Below are 17,242 nucleotides of genomic sequence, written 5' to 3'. Positions count from 1 at the left end.
GTTCGTGTCCACCTATGGCTGGCGCGCGTATGCGCTGCCTGTCCTAGTGGCGCTGACCGTGGTGGTGATGTACCAGACGGTGACCGGGACGAGCACGGTGAAGCCGGCCGCGAGCGAGGCCATCCAGGGCCCGCCGGCCATCGGTGTGGTGGGCACGTCGATCCTCGACGCGCCACCTCGGGGGCTCGCCGCCTTCGACGACAACCTGCCGGCCGGGACGCTGCCGGACGGCGGCCCCTTCACCGAGGCGGGCAGCAAGACCTGGCATGTCGTCCCGGGCGCCACGCCGCAGATCGGGCAGGGCACGGCCAAGGTGTTCAGGTACACCGTCGAGATCGAGGATGGTCTGGACCCCACAATGTTCGGCGGCGACAACGCCTTCGCCCAGATGGTGGACCAGACGCTGGCCAATCCGAAAGGCTGGACGCACAACCCGCAATTCGCCTTCACCCGGATCGACGGAAGCGACAAGGGAAAACCCGACTTCCGGATCTCGCTGGTGTCTCCGGTGACCGTCCGTGAAGGTTGTGGCTACGAATTCCGGCTGGAGACGTCCTGCTATAACCCGGTGTACGGGGCGGACCGGCAAGCGCGGGTTTTCATCAACGAGGCGCGCTGGGTGCGTGGAGCGGTCCCGTTCGAGGGCGATATCGGTTCGTACCGCCAGTATGTGATCAACCACGAGGTCGGCCACGCCATCGGATATGTGCGCCACGAGCCGTGCGACAAGCAGGGTGCGCTGGCCCCAGTCATGATGCAGCAGACCTTTTCCACATCCAATGACGACGGCGCCAAGTTCGACCCCGAATTCGTCAAGCCGGACGGCAAGGCCTGCCGATTCAATCCCTGGCCGTACCCAATCGCTTAGCGCGGTGTTTGTGCCTTGACATCCCTGCCATCGCTGTCCCCACTCGTGGAGCCCGCAGCCGAACTGAGCAGCGACGAGGTGGCCCGCTACAGCCGCCACCTCACGATTCCCGACCTGGGTGTCGACGGGCAGAAGCGGCTCAAAAACGCGCGTGTGCTGGTGATCGGTGCGGGCGGGCTCGGGGCGCCGACGTTGCTCTACCTCGCCGCGGCCGGCGTCGGCACGATCGGCATCGTCGATTTCGACGTCGTCGACGAGTCGAACCTGCAGCGTCAGATCATCCATGGCGTGGCCGACGTCGGGCGGCCCAAGGCCCAGTCGGCGCGCGACTCCCTCGGCGCGATCAACCCTGAGGTCCAGGTTCGATTGCATGAGTTCCGGCTGGACGCCGGCAACGCCGTCGACCTGTTCAACCAGTACGACCTGATCATCGACGGCACCGATAACTTCGCCACCCGTTACCTGGTCAACGACGCCGCGGCGCTGGCCGGCAAACCCTACGTGTGGGGGTCGATCTACCGCTTCGAGGGCCAGGTCTCGGTGTTCTGGGAAGACGCTCCCGACGGGCGCGGCCTGAACTACCGCGACCTGTACCCCGAACCGCCGCCGCCCGGCGTGGTGCCGTCCTGCGCTGAAGGCGGCGTGCTGGGCATCGTCTGTGCTTCCATCGCGTCGGTGATGGGCACCGAGGCGATCAAGCTGATCACCGGGATCGGCGAATCGCTGCTGGGCCGGCTGCTGATCTACGACGCGCTGCAGATGACCTACCGCACGATCACGATCCGCAAGGACCCGTCGTCACCGAAGATCACCGAACTGGTCGACTACGACGAGCTTTGCGGAGTCGGAGCCGCGCCGGTGGATGCGGCCGAGGGCGCGGCGATCACCCCGCAGGAATTGCGGGAGTTACTGGATTCGGGCAAGAAGTTGGCCCTGATCGACGTTCGCGAGCCGGCGGAGTGGGACATCGTCCATATCGACGGCGCCCAGCTGATCCCGCAGTCTTTGATCAACTCGGGTGAGGGTCTGGCACAGCTGCCGCGGGACCGGATGCCGGTGCTGTACTGCAAGACGGGGGTGCGCTCCGCGGAGGCGCTGGCCGCGGTGAAGAAGGCCGGTTTCGCCGACGCGGTCCATTTGCAGGGCGGCATTGTGGCCTGGGCCAAACAAATGCAGCCCGACATGGTGATGTACTAACGCAATGCCCCTACCAGGCTCTATTACGCTACCCAGTGTGACAGTGAAGCCACCGCCCGAGCATGCGCTGTCGGCGTTCGGCTTGACCGGCGTGAAACCCGTTCTTTTGGGTGCCGGCTGGGAGGGTGGCTGGCGATGCGGCGAGGTCGTGTTGTCGATCGTGGCCGACCACGCTCGAGCGGCCTGGTCGGCCCGGGTGCGGGAGACGTTGTTCGTCGACGGCGTTCGCCTGGCCCGGCCGGTTCGCTCGACCGACGGGCGCTACGTGGTTTCCGGATGGCGGGCGGACACATTCGTCGCCGGCACCCCGGAGCCCAGGCACGACGAAGTCGTCTCGGCGGCGGTGCGACTGCATGAGGCCACCGGCAAACTGGAACGCCCCCGATTCCTGACCCAGGGACCCACGGCGCCCTGGGCGGACGTCGACATCTTCATCGCCGCCGACCGTGCCGCCTGGGAGGAGCGGCCGCTGCAGTCGGTGCCGCCGGGGGCGCGGACAGCGCCACTGACCGCCGACGGCGAGCGGTCGATCGATCTGATCAACCAGCTGGCAACGCTGCGCAAACCGACCAGGAGCCCCAACCAGCTGGTACACGGAGACCTCTACGGCACAGTGCTTTTCGTGGGTACTGCCGCGCCGGGGATCACCGACATCACGCCCTACTGGCGGCCCCCGTCATGGGCGGCGGGCGTGGTCGTCGTCGATGCGTTGTCCTGGGGTGAAGCCGACGACGGACTCATCGAGCGGTGGACCGCTTTGCCGGAGTGGCCGCAGATGTTGTTGCGCGCGTTGATGTTTCGTCTAGCGGTTCATGCGTTGCACCCGCGGTCCACCGCCGAGGCGTTTCCGGGTCTGGCCCGCACCGCGGCCCTGGTCCGGTTGGTGCTCTGAACCCGTTCAGCCGGAAGGGAACTCGTGGCGAACTTCGGCCAGTGCGATCCTGCCGTCGGCGCTGAAAATTCCTTCGGCGCGCAGCAGCTCGAGCTGTCGTGTGACCAGATGCCGCGCCGGGCGCCCGGACGCGGTGATGACCCGGTGCCAGGGTAGGTCCGAGGAGTCGGTCCGCATGATCCATCCGACGATGCGTGGGCTGGAAAGTCCTGCGACAGCGGCGATATCGCCGTAGGTGGCGACCCTGCCCGGTGGGATGGCCGCGACCAGCGACCGTATCCGCTCGACCTGCTCGTCCGTCACCGGCGCCATGTTCAGCGCTTCTGGAAATGCTCGCGGATCAGCGCGGCGACTTCGCTGGGTTTGGCATTGGGCACCATGTGGTTGCACTCGAAATCCAGCAGTTGAAAATCGGCTCCCAATCGTTGCCGCAGGGCATCGATCAGCTGATCGGTGACATACGGCGGCGACGTCCACTTCGCCCGCACCAGCGTCGTCGTCGTTCCCGCTTGCGGTAACACGATGTCGCGGGCCAGCTCGCTCCAATACGACATCATCGCCGGCATGCTGACCCGCCAGCCGTACCGTCTGTTGGGCAGCTGCACCAGGTGCTCTTCGAGCTCGGCGTCGAGCAACGCGGGGTCCACGTCGGACCAGGAGCCCGTCATCTTTTCCGTGCGCGCTTCGGCGGCATCCGTGTAGTCGGGGAACCGGAACATCGCCTCGGCGATCTGGCCCATCCACGCACCGTCCAGGCCGATCGCCGGGTCGAGCAGCTGCAGCGCGGCCACCTGATCGGGGCGAACCGCGGCCAGCTGCAACGCGATGGCGCCACCGAATGAGTGCCCGACCACCAGCACCGGCGCGTCGGCTTCGTCGTCGAGCAGCTGGGCAAATGCCGAAACGTTGGCGTCGAGGGTCCATGGCGCCGCCCACGATGAGCTGCCGTGGCCGAGCAGATCGGGTGCGGCGATGGAGATTTCGGGCAAGTCGGCGGCCAGATATTGCCAGCGTCCCCCGTATCCGGTCAGCCCGTGGATGGCCAGCATCCGCACCGGGCCGGACGGACCGTAGCGATGCACGTGAAGTTTGGCGGTCACGCGTCGATGATGCCAGGCCGCGCGCTGGCCGCATCGACTTGTCGGACCCTCGTGGTGTCATGCCGATATGACATTCAGCTGGGGAGCCGAGGCGGGTGCCGTACTGCAGCCCGGCACACGCGGCCGGGTGCGTGTCCTGGGCGGCCCGGGGACTGGTAAGAGCAGCCTGCTGGTCGACGCCGCGGTCAGCCGCATCGCCGCCGGTTTTGATCCGGAATCGGTTTTGCTGCTTACCGGTTCGGGCCGGCTCGGGATGCGGGCGCGTACCGCGTTGACGACGGCGCTGTTGCGTTCACGGGCCACGGGTTCGTGCCGCGCCGCGGTCCGCGAGCCGTTGGTCCGCACCGTGCACAGCTACGCCTACGCGGTCCTGCGGCGGGCCGCCGAGCGCGCCGGCGATGCCCCGCCGCGGTTGGTCACCAGCGCCGAACAGGACGCCATCATCCGCGAACTGCTGGCCGGAGACCTGGAAGACGGACCGGACGCCGCCACCACCTGGCCGGAGCATCTACGGCCAGCCCTGAGCACTGCCGGGTTTGCCACCGAGCTGCGCAACCTGTTGGCGCGCTGCTCCGAACGCGGTGTGGATCCGACGGAGCTGGAGCGGCTGGGCCGGCGGCGCCGGCGCCCGGAGTGGACGGCCGCCGGCCAATTCGCGCGGCAGTACGAGCAAGTGCTGCTGCTGCGGGCAGCGGTCGGAATGGCGGCGCCGCAGGCGACGGCGCCGGCGTTGGGTGCCTCCGAGCTGGTCGGCGCCGCGTTGGAGGCTTTCGCGGTCGATCCCGAGTTGCTGGCGGCCGAACGCGCCAGGGTCCGCGTGTTATTGATCGACGACGCCCAGCAATTCGACCCTCAGGCAGCCAACCTGATTCGGGTGCTGGCCGCCGGCACCGAACTGGCCCTCGTTGCCGGTGACCCCAACCAGGCGGTGTTCGGCTTCCGCGGTGGCGAGCCCGCCGGGCTGCTTACCGAAGACGGTCCCTCGGTCACCTTGACGGTGTCGCATCGCTGCGCCCCGGCCGTCGCGCGCGCGGTCAGCGGCGTTGCGCGCCGATTGCCCGGCGGCAGCGGCGGCAGGCACATCGAGGGCACCGGGACCGCCGATGGATCGGTCACGGTGCGCGTGGCCGCCTCGGCGCACACCGAGGCGGCGATGATCGCCGACGCGTTGCGGCGTGCCCACCTGATTGACGGGGTGCCGTGGTCGCAGATGGCGGTGATCGTCCGCTCGGTGGCACGGGCTGGCTCGCGGTTGCCGCGTGCTTTGGCCGCGGCCGGAGTTCCGGTGGCCCCACCCGCGTTCGGGGGCCCGCTTTCCGAAGAACCCGCGGCGCGCGCGCTGCTCACAGTCCTGGCCGCGACCGCCCACGGGCTCGACGGTGCATGCGCACTGGCATTGCTGACCGGGCCCATCGGTCGTGTCGACCCCGTCTCGCTGCGCCAGCTGCGCCGAACACTTCAGCGCGCCAAGCCCGTTGGGGCGCCGGGCAGTTTCGGTGACCTCTTGGTCGACGCGCTGTCCGGCGACGTCCCGCTATCCGGCGCGCAGTCCCGGGCGCTGCGGCGGGTGCGCGCGGTGCTGGACGCGGCCGCCCGCTGCGATCGTGACGGCCAAGATCCGCGCTACACCCTGTGGGCGGCTTGGCAGCGGTCCGGTCTGCAGCGCCGCTGGCTGGCGGCCAGCGAGCGCGGCGGCCCGGGCGGTGCCCAGGCCACCAGGGATCTCGGCGCGGTGACCGCGTTGTTCGACGTCACCGACCAGTACGTGTCTCGTACGCCCGGTGCGTCGTTGCGCGGACTCGTCGAGCACATTGCGGCGCTGCAGCTGCCCGGCGTCACCGCCGAGCCCGCTGAGGGCGAGCAGCAGGTCAGGGTGCTCAGCGCGCACGCGGCGCTGGGGCACGAATGGGACCTGGTTGTCATCGCCGGCCTGCAGGACGGGTTGTGGCCCAACACGATTCCGCGCGGAGGCGTGCTGGGCACCCAGCGGCTGCTCGACGTGCTCGACGGGGTCAGCGAGGACGCCTCGGTGCGGGCGCCCCTGCTGGCCGAGGAACGCCGGCTGCTGGTGGCGGCGATGGGCCGGGCCCGGCGCCGACTGCTGGTGACCGCGGTAGACAGTGACACCGGCGGGGCGGGTGAGGAGGCCGCGCTGCCGTCGCCGTGCTTCTTCGAGCTCGCTGGCTTTGACACCGGTGCCGACGACCCCCAATCACTGACGCCGATTAGCGCGCCCCGGGTGCTTTCAGCGGCGGCGCTGGTAGGCCGGTTGCGCGGTGTGGTGTGCGCGCCCGACGGTGCCGTGGACGACGCCGCTCGCGCGTGTGCGGCGACCCAACTGGCCCGATTGGCGCACGCCGGTGTGCCGGGCGCCGACCCGGCCGGCTGGCACGGGCTCACGCCGGTCAGCACCCACGATTCGCTTTGCGGCGCAGCGGATGTCGTCACGTTGACGCCGTCGACGCTGCAGGCGCTCACCGACTGCCCGCTGCGTTGGCTGGCCGAACGGCACGGCGGAACCAACGCCCGTGATCTGCGGTCGACGATCGGCTCGGTGCTGCATGCGCTGATCGCGCAACCAGGCAAAACCGAATCGCAGCTGCTGGCCGAGCTGGAGCGGGCGTGGGAGCATCTGCCTTTCGACGCGCAGTGGCATTCGGCCAACGAGCTGGCCCGGTACCGCGCCATGGTCCAGGCTTTCGTCGAGTGGCGAACCCAGAGCCGGCGTGAACTGACCGAGGTCGGCGTCGAGGTCGCCGTTGACGGGGTGCTCGGGGTGCGGCGCGAGGACGGCGGAGAGGTTCGGCTGCGCGGCCGCGTCGACCGGCTGGAATGCGACGCGGCCGGCCGCCTGGTGACCGTTGACGTCAAAACCGGCAAGACGCCCGTCAGCAAGGACGACGCCCAACAACACGCCCAGCTGGCGATGTATCAGCTGGCGGTGGTGGAAGGCATGTTGCCCGCCGGTGTGGAGCCCGGCGGCGCGCGTCTGATCTACCCCGCCAAGACCGGAGCGTCGGGAGTCGTTGAACGCGAACAGGATCCGTTGACACCCACCGCCCTCGAAGAGTGGCGCAACCTAATCCGACAGGCCGCCGACGCGACAGCCGGGCCGCGGTTCGTCGCCCGACGCAACGACGGGTGCGCGCACTGCCCGATCCGGCCGTCGTGTCCGGCCCACGCCGAAGGGTCAGCGCTGTGACCGGATCTGGAGAGCTTTACAGCCCCACTGAATTAACTTGCGCGCTAGGCCTTTTGCCGCCCACCGCCGAGCAGGTCGCGGTCATCGCCGCGCCACCGGGCCCGCTGGTCGTCATCGCGGGGGCGGGCGCCGGCAAAACCGAAACGATGGCCGCGCGGGTGGTTTGGCTCGTCGCCAACGGCTACGCCGAACCCGGCCAGGTGCTGGGGTTGACGTTCACCCGCAAGGCCGCGGGTCAGCTGCTGCGCCGTGTGCGGTCCCGGCTGGCGCGGCTGGCCGGCGTCGGGTTGGGCGCGACCAGCCCGGCCGGCCCGGCACCCGCCGAAGCGGCGGACACCCCGGTGGTCAGCACCTACCACGCCTTCGCCGGCTCGCTGCTGCGTGACTACGGCCTGTTGCTGCCCGTCGAACCCGACGCCCGGTTGCTCAGTGAGACCGAGCTGTGGCAGCTGGCCTTCGATGTCGTCAATGGCTATGGCGGCGAGCTGCACACCGGCAAGACGCCGGCCACGGTGACGTCGATGGTGCTGCGGTTGTGGGGTCAGCTCGCCGAGCACTTGGTGGACACCGGGCAGCTCCGCGATACCCATGTGGAGCTGGAGCGGCTGATTCATGACCTGCCGGCGGGTCCCTACCAGCGCGACCGCGGCCCCAGCCAGTGGCTGCTGCGGTTGCTGGCCACCCAGACAGAGCGCGCGGAGCTGGTGCCGCTGCTCGACGCGCTGGCCGAGCGTATGCGCGTCGCGAAAGTGATGGACTTCGGCGCGCAAATGGCGTCCGCCGCACGGCTGGCAGCGGCGTTCCCGCAGGTCGGTCAGGACCTGAGAAACCGCTATCGGGTGGTGCTGCTCGATGAATACCAAGACACCGGGCACGCCCAGCGTGTCGCGCTGTCGGCGCTGTTCGGGGGTGGCCGTGACGACGGGCTGGCGTTGACGGCCGTCGGCGACCCGATCCAGTCGATCTACGGCTGGCGCGGCGCCTCGGCGACCAACCTGCCGCGCTTTTGTACCGACTTCCCGCGATCCGACGGCACCCCCGCGCCGATCCTCGAGCTGCGGACCAGCTGGCGCAACCCGCCGCGAGCCCTGCATGTCGCCAATGCCATTTCGGCGGAGGCGCGACGACGGTCGGTTGCGGTGCAAGCGCTGCGCTCGCGCCCGGACGCCCCGCCGGGCACCGTCCGTTGTGCGTTGCTTCCCGACGTGCGCGCCGAACGCGAGTGGATAGCCGACCACCTGCACGCGCATTACCAGCAAGCCCAGGCCGACGGCGTCAGCCCGCCGACCGCCGCGGTACTGGTCCGCCGCAACGCCGACGCAGCACCCATTGCGGATGCCTTGCGCGCCCGCGGAATTCCCGTCGAGGTCGTCGGCCTGGACGGCTTGCTCTCAGTCCCCGAGGTCGCCGACGTGGTGGCCATGCTGCGGCTGGTCGCCGACCCCACGGCCGGCGCGGCCGCGATGCGGGTGCTGACCGGTCCACGGTGGCGGCTCGGTGCTCGGGATATCGCCGCGCTGTGGCACCGCGCGGTCGCACTGGGTGGGGGTCAGCCAGGCGAGGCGCCCACACCCGAGTCGATCGCCATGGCAGCCGGTCCCGACACGGACAGCGCGTGTCTGGCCGACGCGATCAGCGATCCCGGCCCGGCCGGCTCGTATTCGGCTACGGGATATCAGCGCATCTGCGCGCTGGCCGGCGAATTGCATGCGCTGCGAGGCCATCTCGGTCATTCCTTGCCCGATCTGGTCGCCGAGGTGCGGCGCGTGCTGGGCGTCGACTGCGAAGTCCGGGCCGCATCGGTGGCCTCCGTGGGCTGGTCGGGAGCCGAGCACCTCGACGCGTTCGCCGATGTGGTCGCCGGCTACGCCGAACGCGCAACCGCTACGTCCACACCGTCGGTCGCCGGCCTGCTGTCCTACCTGGACGCGGCCGAGTTGGTGGAGAACGGTTTGGCGCCCGCACAGTTGGCGGTCGCCAGGGACCGGGTCCAGGTGCTCACCGTGCACGCCGCTAAAGGTTTGGAGTGGCAGGTGGTGGCGGTGGCACACCTGTCCGGCGGGGTATTCCCGTCGACGGCGTCGCGGAGCAACTGGCTCATCGACGCCGCCGAACTGCCGCCGCTGCTACGCGGCGACCGCGCCTGCGCGGGCGCACTCGGCATACCGGTACTGGACACCTCGGACGTCACCAATCGAAAGCAGCTGTCGGACAAGATCTCTGCGCATCGTCGTCAGCTCGACCAGCGGCGCGTCGACGAGGAGCGCCGACTGTTGTACGTGGGCATCACGCGGGCCGAGGACGCCCTGCTGGTATCCGGCCATCACTGGGGCTGCACCGGGATCAAACCGCGCGGCCCGTCGGATTTCCTATGCGAACTCAAGGACGTGATCGACCTTTCGGCCGCGGCCGGCGACCCCTGCGGGGTGGTGGAACATTGGGCGGATGCGCCCGCCGACGGTGAGCGAAACCCGCTGCGCGACGGTGTCGTCGAAGCGATGTGGCCCGCCGATCCGCTGGCAGGGCGCCGCGGCGACGTCGAACGCGGGGCGGCGCTGGTGGCTCAGGCTGCGTTGGCCAAGTCGGCTGTCCCAGCCGACTCAGACGCCGACGTCGCCGGCTGGGTCGCCGATGTCGAGGCGCTGCTGGCCGAACGTGCACGCGCCGCACGACCGTCTGTCGACACCCTGCCCAGCCAGTTGTCGGTCAGCGCGCTGGTGGACCTGGCCCGTGACCCGGCGGGGGCGGCGCAGCGGCTGATGCATCGTCTGCCGACTCGACCTGACCCGCATGCGTTGCTGGGCAACGCTTTTCACGCCTGGGTCCAGCGGTTCTACGGTGCCGAGCGGCTGTTTGACCTCGGCGACCTGCCGGGCGCGGCGGACTCCGACGTCGGCGACACCGAGGAATTGGCCGCGCTGCAGACGGCCTTCGCCGGATCGCAGTGGGCAGCCCGCACACCCATCGCGGTCGAGGTGCCGTTCGAAATGCCCATCGCCGACACCGTGCTGCGCGGTCGCATCGACGCTGTGTTCGCCGACCCCGACGGCGGTGCGACCGTCGTGGACTGGAAGACCGGTGAGCCGCCGCATGGGCCGGAAGCCCTGCGGCAGGCCGCCGTCCAGCTCGCTGTCTACCGCCTGGCGTGGGCCGCGTTGTCCGGATGCCCGGAATCCTCGGTGCGCGCCGCCTTCTACTACGTGCGCACCGGAATCGCCGTCGTTCCGGACGACCTGCCCGATCCCGCCGAGCTGACCGCACTGCTCGCTGTCTCTGCCGGTGGCCACCGGTAGATCGTGGTTACATAGGTGTCGTGCGCTGGGTTGAGGCGATGATGGGCTGCCGTGCGCAGCGGTAGGTTGCGGCGGCTGAGCGGTCTCGATCAAACGCTGACCACCCGACCCGGTCACCTCTTGGTCGGTGTTCTGCGCATCCCCGAAGAACACGCCAGCCCGGTGCGCGTGATCACCCGCCGAGTGGTCATCGCGTTGGCGGTGTTGTTCGCCGCGACCTTCGTCGTCTACCTGGACCGAACCGGCTACCGCGACGTGCGCGGCGACGGGATCACCTTCCTGGACTGCCTTTACTTCGCGGCGGTGTCGCTGTCGACGACCGGTTACGGCGACATTACCCCGTATACCGAAGTCGCGCGTTTGGTCAACACCCTGGTCTTTACGCCGCTGCGGATCGCATTCCTGGCCGTATTGGTCGGCACGACGCTCGAGGTCCTGTCCGAGCGGTCCCGGCAGGCATGGAAGATTCAGCGTTGGAGGAGCAGAGTGCGCAACCACACCATCGTGATCGGTTATGGCACCAAGGGCAAAACGGCGGTCGGCGCCAGGCTCGGAGACGAGGACGCGCAGGGCGAGATCGTCGTCGTCGACACCGATCGCACCGCGCTCGAACACGCCGCGACCGCCGGCCTGGTGACCGTGCAAGGCGACGCCACCAAATCCGATGTGCTGCGGTTGGCCGGCGCTCAGCACGCGTCCTCGATCATCGTCGCTACCAACCGCGACGACACCGCGGTATTGGTGACGCTGACGGCCCGCGAGCTTGCGCCCAAGGCCAAGATCGTGGCGTCGATCCGCGAGGCCGAGAACCAACACCTCCTGCAGCAATCGGGCGCGGACTCGGTGTTGGTCTCCTCGGAGACCGCTGGTCGGCTGCTCGGCCTTGCCACCACCACGCCCAGTGTCATGGAGATGATCGAGGATCTGCTGACTCCGCACGCCGGGCTGGCTATTGCCGAACGCGAGGTGGAGGAGACCGAGATTGGCGGATCCCCACGGCATTTGCGCGACATCGTGCTCGGTGTGGTGCGCGACGGCCACCTGTTGCGCATCGGTGCGCCCGAGGTGGACGCCATCGAAGCCACCGACCGACTGCTCTACATCCGGCACGCGGGACACCAGTGGCGATCGCAAGCGCGGCGCAGCCGGGCGCAGCGGGTCGCCACGGGACACTAGTGGCGATCGCAAGCGCGGCGCAGCCGGGCGCAGCGGGTCGCCACGGAGGGGACTAGCGTGGACCTTCAGCTGCGAAGTGTTCCGTTGCTGTCGCGCGTCGGCGCCGATCGGGCCGATCAAGTGCGCACCGATGTCGACGCAGCCATCGCGGGATGGGCTGATGCGGCCCTGTTGCGCGTAGATTCCCGCAACCAGGTGCTCGTCGCCAACGGCAGGGTGGTGCTCGGCTCGACGGTCGCGCTGGGCGCAAAGCCGCCGCCGGACGCGGTGTTCCTGGGCCGCATCGAGGGCGGCCGCCATGTCTGGGGTATCCGGGGCGTGCTGGAAGCGCCCGAGGATCTCGACGTGCAAGCCGAGGTGGTGAACCTGCGCAGCCTCGGCCCGATCTTCGACGACACCAGCAGCCAACTGGTGTCGTCGGCCATCGCGCTACTGAATTGGCATGACAGCGCACGATTCAGCGCAACCGACGGCTCGGCGACCAAACCGTCCAGGGCGGGCTGGTCACGCGTCAACCCGCTCACCGGTCACGAGGAGTTCCCACGTATCGACCCCGCGGTGATCTGCCTGGTCCATGACGGCGGTGACCGCGCGGTGCTGGCCCGCCAGGCAGTGTGGCCCGAGCGGATGTTCTCGCTGCTGGCCGGGTTCGTCGAGGCCGGCGAGTCGTTCGAGGTCTGCGTGGTCCGCGAGATCCGCGAGGAGATCGGCCTGACCGTGCGCGATGTGCGTTACCTGGGCAGCCAGCCCTGGCCCTTCCCGCGCTCGCTGATGGTCGGCTTCCACGCCCTGGGTGACCCGGACGAGGAGTTCTCGTTCAACGACGGCGAGATCGCCGAGGCGGCGTGGTTCACCCGCGATGAGGTACGCGAAGCGCTTGACGCCGGCGATTGGTCCAGCGCCTCGGCGTCGAAACTGCTACTGCCCGGGTCGATTTCGATCGCCCGGGTGATCATCGAATCCTGGGCTGCCAGCGACTGAAGCGCTGCTAGCCGGCCACCTCGGCCAGCTTTGCCTTGACCTCATTCTCGCTCGGGTTGGTCAGCGTCGACCCGTCAGCGAACTTCACCGTCGGCACCGTCTTATTGCCGCCGTTAACCGAGCCGACGAATTCGGCGGCCGCGCCGTCCTGTTCGATGTCGACCTCGTCGTAAGAGATTCCGTTCGCCTTGAGCACCGTCTTGAGCCGATGGCAATAGCCACACCACGATGTTGTGTAAATGGTGAGCGGAGCATTGGTCATAGCCCGTTAACGTAGCCGGGTGGCGATGCATTCCGCACAGCGAGACACGCTCGGCGATTCGATTCGCCGCGTGGCGCTGCACCACGTTTGTCGGCCATCGCTGCCAAGATGGAGCCCATGCCGATGGTCGCAGACCCATTGACCGCCGGACTGGACGACGAGCAGCGCGAGGCGGTCCTGGCTGCGCGCGGACCGGTCTGTGTGCTCGCGGGAGCCGGAACAGGCAAGACCCGCACGATCACTCAGCGCATCGCCCAGCTCGCCGCGAGCGGTCACGTCGCCCCGGGACAAGTACTGGCGGTGACATTCACCCAGCGTGCGGCGGGGGAGATGCGCTCGCGGTTGCGAGCGCTCGAAGCCGCCGGAGGGGCCGGCTCCGGTGTCGGCTCAGTGCAGGCGCTGACCTTTCACGCCGCTGCACACCGCCAGCTGCGGTACTTCTGGCCGCGGGTCATCGGCGACACCGGCTGGCAGCTGCTGGACACCAAGTTCGCCGTCGTGGCCCGCGCGGCCAGCCGCACCAGGCTGAACACCAGCACCGACGACGTGCGCGACCTGGCCGGCGAGATCGAGTGGGCCAAGGCATCGCTGATCGGCCCCGAGGAGTACCCGGCCGCGGTGGCCGCGGCCGGCCGCGACATTCCGCTGGACGCCGAAAAAGTCGCGGCTGTCGACTCCGCGTACGAGGCCCTGTAGGTCCGCGACGAATCGATCACGCTGCGTGACGTCGACGAGGTGTTGCTGCACACCGCGGCCGCGATCGAGAATGACGCCGCCGTGGCCGAGGAGTTCCGCGACCGCTACCGCTGCTTCGTCGTCGACGAGTACCAGGACGTGACACCGTTGCAGCAGCGGGTGCTCTCGGCCTGGTTGGGTGATCGAGACGACCTGACCGTCGTCGGCGACCCCAACCAGACCATCTACTCCTTCACCGGGGCCTCACCGCGCTTCCTGCTCGATTTCTCGCGGCGCTTTCCGGATGCCACGGTGGTGCGCCTGGAGCGCGACTACCGGTCCACTCCGCAGGTGGTGTCGCTGGCCAACCAGGTGATCGCCGCGGCCCGGGGCCGGGTCGCGGGCAGCAAGCTGCAGCTGACCGGCCAGCGTGAACCCGGTCCGGCCCCGTCCTTCCACGAGCATCCCGACGAGTCCGCCGAGGCCACCGCGGTCGCGGCGTCGATCGCCCGGCTCATTGAATCCGGCATCCCGCCGTCCGAGATCGCGGTGCTCTACCGGGTCAATGCCCAGTCCGAGGTCTATGAGGAGGCACTGACTGAGGCGGGCATCGCCTACCAGGTGCGCGGCGGCGAGGGGTTTTTCAACCGTCAGGAGATCAAGCAGGCGCTGCTGGCGCTGCATCGTGCGGCCGAGCGCGGGGGCGGCGGGCCCCTAGAAGGGCCATTGCCCGACGTCGTCCGCGCCGTCCTGGAACCGCTGGGGCTGACGGCCGAGGAACCCGTCGGCACGCGTGCGCGGGAGCGCTGGGGGGCGCTGACGGCCCTGGCCCAGCTGGTCGACGACGAAGTGGCGCAGCGTCCGCAGCTCGAACTTCCCGGGCTGCTGGCCGAGCTGCGGACGCGGGCCGACTCACGGCACCCCCCGGTGGTGCAGGGCGTCACGCTGGCGTCGCTGCACGCCGCCAAGGGACTCGAGTGGGATGCCGTGTTCCTGGTCGGGTTGGCCGACGGCACGCTGCCCATCTCGCACGCGTTGGCGCACGGCGCCGAGAGCGAACCCGTCGAGGAAGAGCGTCGACTGCTCTACGTCGGAATCACCAGGGCCCGAGTGCATTTGGCGCTCAGCTGGGCGTTGGCGCGCAGCCCCGGCGGGCGGCAGAGCCGCAAGCCGTCGCGGTTCCTCAACGGCATCGCGCCACAGACGCGTCAAGGTCCGGCGCAGAGCAAGTCCCGCCGCAACCGGGGCGCGGTGACCCGCTGCCGGATCTGCAACAACAACCTCACCACGCCGGCGGCCGTGATGCTGCGGCGGTGTGAAACATGTGCCGGTGACGTCGACGAAGAATTGCTGCTGCAGCTCAAGGACTGGCGAACCAACGTCGCGAAAGAACAGAACGTGCCGGCATACATCGTCTTCAGCGACAACACACTGATCGCGATCGCCGAAATGCTGCCCGACGACGACGCGGCCCTGATCGCGATCCCGGGCATCGGCGCCCGCAAGCTCGAGCAGTACGGCCCCGACGTGCTGGGGTTGGTCCGCGCCCGCGCCTGAGTGATAAACGTGCAGGTCAGAAAATCGTTTGTCACCGGAGGCTGCTACCATTTACTCTCGAAACCGCGTTCTTACTGGCTGGTGCTTGAGAGGAGGGTGGCCACATGATTAACCGCAACGCGTTCGGTGTAGCAGTGGCTGCCGCCCATGTCGCCCATGCCGCCGCCGCGACTGACGCGTCCGTGGATCGGGGTTATCTGTAACTAACTAACCCGACACCCATCAGATGGCCACGGACCCGAAGTCACCAGGATCCGTGGCCATAGTTTTTGGGAACACCTCCCGACCTGGTCCGGATCACCGAAGAGACAGCCACCAGACCAGGAAGCAGGTGAGGACATGTCGGCACTGACAGTCCCCAGACAGTCGCTGCCCGAGTTGCCATGTCACCTCGGCGATCCCGACCTGTGGTTCGCCGAAACCCCGGACGGTCTGGAGCGCGCCAAGACGCTCTGCGCGAGCTGCCCGGTCCGGCGGCAGTGCCTGGCGGCGGCGCTGGAGCGCGCCGAGCCGTGGGGTGTGTGGGGCGGTGAGATTTTCGACCGCGGTTCGATCGTGAGCCGCAAACGCCCGCGCGGACGTCCACGCAAAGACCAGAAAGAAGACGTCGCCGCTTAGGCGGCGTCAGACGACGGCGATATCGGGCTCGGCAAAGCCGGGCACTAGCTCCTCCATCAACCGCTTGATGGGTACGTGCGCATCCAGCTGGCAGAGGATGGCGGACACCGATGCGACCACCCGCATCGGAATTGCGAGCTTGGCAGGCAGGTCCATTTGCCGTGCCATCTTGATCTGCGCCACCGATCGGTCTATCTGAACCGCGGTCATTCTCTGCAGCCACTTGCGGGTGTAGTGGAACACCTCGACCTCGACGGGTTCGACGTATTGGCGCAGCATCTCGTCGATCTCGCGCACCGATACCTGTTGTCCTCGCTGGATGAACCCGGCCTTCTCCATCGTCGGCATCAGCAGGTCGTAGTTCTTGTCGCGGGCCAATCGAATGCCCATCCCAAGCTCTATAGGGAGGCCATCGGGCAGTGGCGCCACGGCGCCGAAGTCGATGACGCCCATACGGCCGTCGGGCAGCAGCATGAAGTTTCCGGGGTGGGCGTCGCCGTGCATCATCCCCAGCCGGCGCGGTGCGTCGAAGGTGAGCTCCAGCAGGCGCACGCCGATCAGGTCGCGCTGTTCGGTGGCTCCGTTGCGGATGATTTCCGCCATCGGCGTGCCCTGGATCCACTCCTGGATCACCACCTTCGGCGCGCTGGCCACAATGTGTGGCACCGCGAAGTGCGGGTGGCCCTGATATGCCTTGGCGAAAGCGCGCTGGTTGTCGGCCTCCAGCCGGTAGTCGAGTTCCATCTCGGTGCGCTCGATGAGCTCGTCGACCACGCCCTGGATGTCGGCACCCGGGGCGAGCTGTTTGAACATCCCGACCATGCGGTGCATGGTCTTCAGGTCGGCCCGCAACGCCTCGTCGGCACCTGGGTATTGGATCTTGACGGCCACGTCACGGCCATCGGACCACACCGCCTTGTGCACCTGACCGATGCTGGCCGAGGCCACCGGGGTGTCGTCGAACGAACTGAACCGGGTCCGCCATTTCGTGCCCAGCTGCGCGTCGAGCACTCGGTGCACCTTAGCCGCGGGCAGCGGTGGAGCGTCTTTCTGCAGCTTGGTCAGGGCTTCGCGGTAGGGCTCGCCGAACTGCTCGGGAATGGCGGCCTCCATCACCGACAACGCCTGGCCGACCTTCATCGCCCCGCCCTTGAGGTCGCCCAAGACAGTGAACAACTGATTGGCGGCCTTCTCCAGCAGCTCGGCCTGGACCTCGTCCTTCGACCTGCCGGCCAGCCGTTTGCCGACTCCGAGCGCTGCCCGGCCGGCAAAGCCGACCGGGATGCTGGCCAGCTTCGCGTTGCGCGCGGCGCGGCCACGTTTGATGTCTGACACATACCTATCATCCATGACGGCCGGTGCGCGGTGTCCGCTAATTCGGCGAGCAGTCGCAAAAGCCCCGGACGCTCGGCGTGTCCGGG

13 protein-coding genes and 1 pseudogene are annotated in these 17,242 nt (G+C 68.7%); 9 read left to right on the top strand and 5 right to left on the bottom strand.

The features are described from left to right. Positions 1 to 12 precede the first annotated feature (12 nt). Positions 13 to 285, bottom strand: coding sequence for a hypothetical protein (locus ACLP9N_RS38305; protein WP_442412273.1), 273 nt, complete (start codon positions 283 to 285; stop codon positions 13 to 15). Between ACLP9N_RS38305 and ACLP9N_RS38300 the strand changes: the two genes are divergently transcribed. Genes ACLP9N_RS38300 through ACLP9N_RS38290 form a run of 3 tightly spaced genes read left to right on the top strand, consistent with a single transcriptional unit; the run spans position 206 to position 2,957 of the window. Next, complete coding sequence (locus tag ACLP9N_RS38300) at positions 206 to 868, top strand: DUF3152 domain-containing protein (RefSeq protein WP_442412308.1); 663 nt, start codon at positions 206 to 208, stop codon at positions 866 to 868. The two genes, ACLP9N_RS38305 and ACLP9N_RS38300, sit on opposite strands and share 80 nt — an antisense overlap. Before the next feature lie 24 nt (positions 869 to 892). Further along, positions 893 to 2,065: an adenylyltransferase/sulfurtransferase MoeZ gene (gene moeZ, locus ACLP9N_RS38295; protein WP_442412307.1), complete on the top strand. Its 1,173-nt coding sequence runs from the start codon at positions 893 to 895 to the stop codon at positions 2,063 to 2,065. 37 nt (positions 2,066 to 2,102) lie between these two features. After that, positions 2,103 to 2,957, top strand: a complete 855-nt coding sequence (locus ACLP9N_RS38290; RefSeq protein ID WP_442412272.1) for a TIGR02569 family protein — start codon at positions 2,103 to 2,105, stop codon at positions 2,955 to 2,957. 6 nt (positions 2,958 to 2,963) lie between these two features. Here ACLP9N_RS38290 and ACLP9N_RS38285 read toward each other — a convergent pair whose 3' ends face one another. After that, positions 2,964 to 3,269 carry an MGMT family protein gene (locus ACLP9N_RS38285; RefSeq protein WP_442412271.1) on the bottom strand — a complete coding sequence of 102 codons (306 nt, stop codon included), beginning with the start codon at positions 3,267 to 3,269 and terminating at the stop codon, positions 2,964 to 2,966. A gap of 2 nt (positions 3,270 to 3,271) precedes the next feature. Beyond that, the gene (locus tag ACLP9N_RS38280) at positions 3,272 to 4,057 is read right to left on the bottom strand and encodes an alpha/beta fold hydrolase (protein ID WP_442412270.1); all 786 of its coding nucleotides are present in this window, start codon (positions 4,055 to 4,057) and stop codon (positions 3,272 to 3,274) included. A gap of 67 nt (positions 4,058 to 4,124) precedes the next feature. On the opposite strand from ACLP9N_RS38280, the gene ACLP9N_RS38275 reads away from it, so the two are divergent. From ACLP9N_RS38275 to nudC, 4 genes are read left to right on the top strand one after another with little or no spacing between them, the layout of a single operon-like run. Then, a complete protein-coding gene (locus tag ACLP9N_RS38275) occupies positions 4,125 to 7,259 on the top strand; it encodes an ATP-dependent helicase (protein ID WP_442412269.1) in 3,135 nt (1,044 codons plus the stop codon). Continuing rightward, positions 7,256 to 10,552, top strand: coding sequence for an ATP-dependent helicase (locus ACLP9N_RS38270; RefSeq protein WP_442412268.1), 3,297 nt, complete (start codon positions 7,256 to 7,258; stop codon positions 10,550 to 10,552). The genes ACLP9N_RS38275 and ACLP9N_RS38270 overlap by 4 nt, the downstream gene beginning before the upstream one ends. A 51-nt stretch (positions 10,553 to 10,603) precedes the next feature. After that, positions 10,604 to 11,728, top strand: a complete 1,125-nt coding sequence (locus tag ACLP9N_RS38265) for a potassium channel family protein (RefSeq protein WP_442412267.1) — start codon at positions 10,604 to 10,606, stop codon at positions 11,726 to 11,728. Positions 11,729 to 11,785: 57 nt separating this feature from the next. Next, on the top strand, positions 11,786 to 12,709 hold the full coding sequence (nudC, locus tag ACLP9N_RS38260; RefSeq protein ID WP_442412266.1) for an NAD(+) diphosphatase: 924 nt from the start codon (positions 11,786 to 11,788) through the stop codon (positions 12,707 to 12,709). 7 nt (positions 12,710 to 12,716) lie between these two features. Here the strand turns inward: nudC and mrx1 are convergent, their stop codons facing one another. Beyond that, entirely contained in the window at positions 12,717 to 12,971 is a 255-nt protein-coding gene (gene mrx1 / locus ACLP9N_RS38255; RefSeq protein WP_442412265.1) for a mycoredoxin Mrx1, read from the bottom strand. Between the two features lie 117 nt (positions 12,972 to 13,088). On the opposite strand from mrx1, the pseudogene ACLP9N_RS38250 reads away from it, so the two are divergent. After that, positions 13,089 to 15,203, top strand: a pseudogene (locus ACLP9N_RS38250) (ATP-dependent DNA helicase UvrD2). Between the two features lie 339 nt (positions 15,204 to 15,542). Further along, the gene (locus ACLP9N_RS38245; protein ID WP_442412264.1) at positions 15,543 to 15,821 is read left to right on the top strand and encodes a WhiB family transcriptional regulator; all 279 of its coding nucleotides are present in this window, start codon (positions 15,543 to 15,545) and stop codon (positions 15,819 to 15,821) included. A gap of 6 nt (positions 15,822 to 15,827) precedes the next feature. On the opposite strand, the gene ACLP9N_RS38240 is transcribed toward ACLP9N_RS38245, so the two are convergent. After that, positions 15,828 to 17,171: a macrolide-binding ATPase MABP-1 gene (locus ACLP9N_RS38240; protein ID WP_442412263.1), complete on the bottom strand. Its 1,344-nt coding sequence runs from the start codon at positions 17,169 to 17,171 to the stop codon at positions 15,828 to 15,830. Positions 17,172 to 17,242: the final 71 nt, after the last annotated feature.

This window comes from Mycobacterium sp., from assembly GCF_052144515.1.
Taxonomy (GTDB): Bacteria; Actinomycetota; Actinomycetes; order Mycobacteriales; family Mycobacteriaceae; genus Mycobacterium.
The sequence above is the reverse complement of the archived record's forward strand: the minus strand, read 5'-3'. Positions and strand labels throughout refer to the sequence as shown.

Coding starts and splice junctions, on each gene's coding strand:
- ACLP9N_RS38285 (WP_442412271.1), bottom strand. CDS start 3,269: ATGGCGCCGGTGACGGACGAGCAGGTCGAGCGGATACGGTCGCTGGTC.
- ACLP9N_RS38275 (WP_442412269.1), top strand. CDS start 4,125: ATGACATTCAGCTGGGGAGCCGAGGCGGGTGCCGTACTGCAGCCCGGC.
- mrx1 (WP_442412265.1), bottom strand. CDS start 12,971: ATGACCAATGCTCCGCTCACCATTTACACAACATCGTGGTGTGGCTAT.
- ACLP9N_RS38245 (WP_442412264.1), top strand. CDS start 15,543: ATGTCGGCACTGACAGTCCCCAGACAGTCGCTGCCCGAGTTGCCATGT.
- ACLP9N_RS38240 (WP_442412263.1), bottom strand. CDS start 17,171: ATGGATGATAGGTATGTGTCAGACATCAAACGTGGCCGCGCCGCGCGC.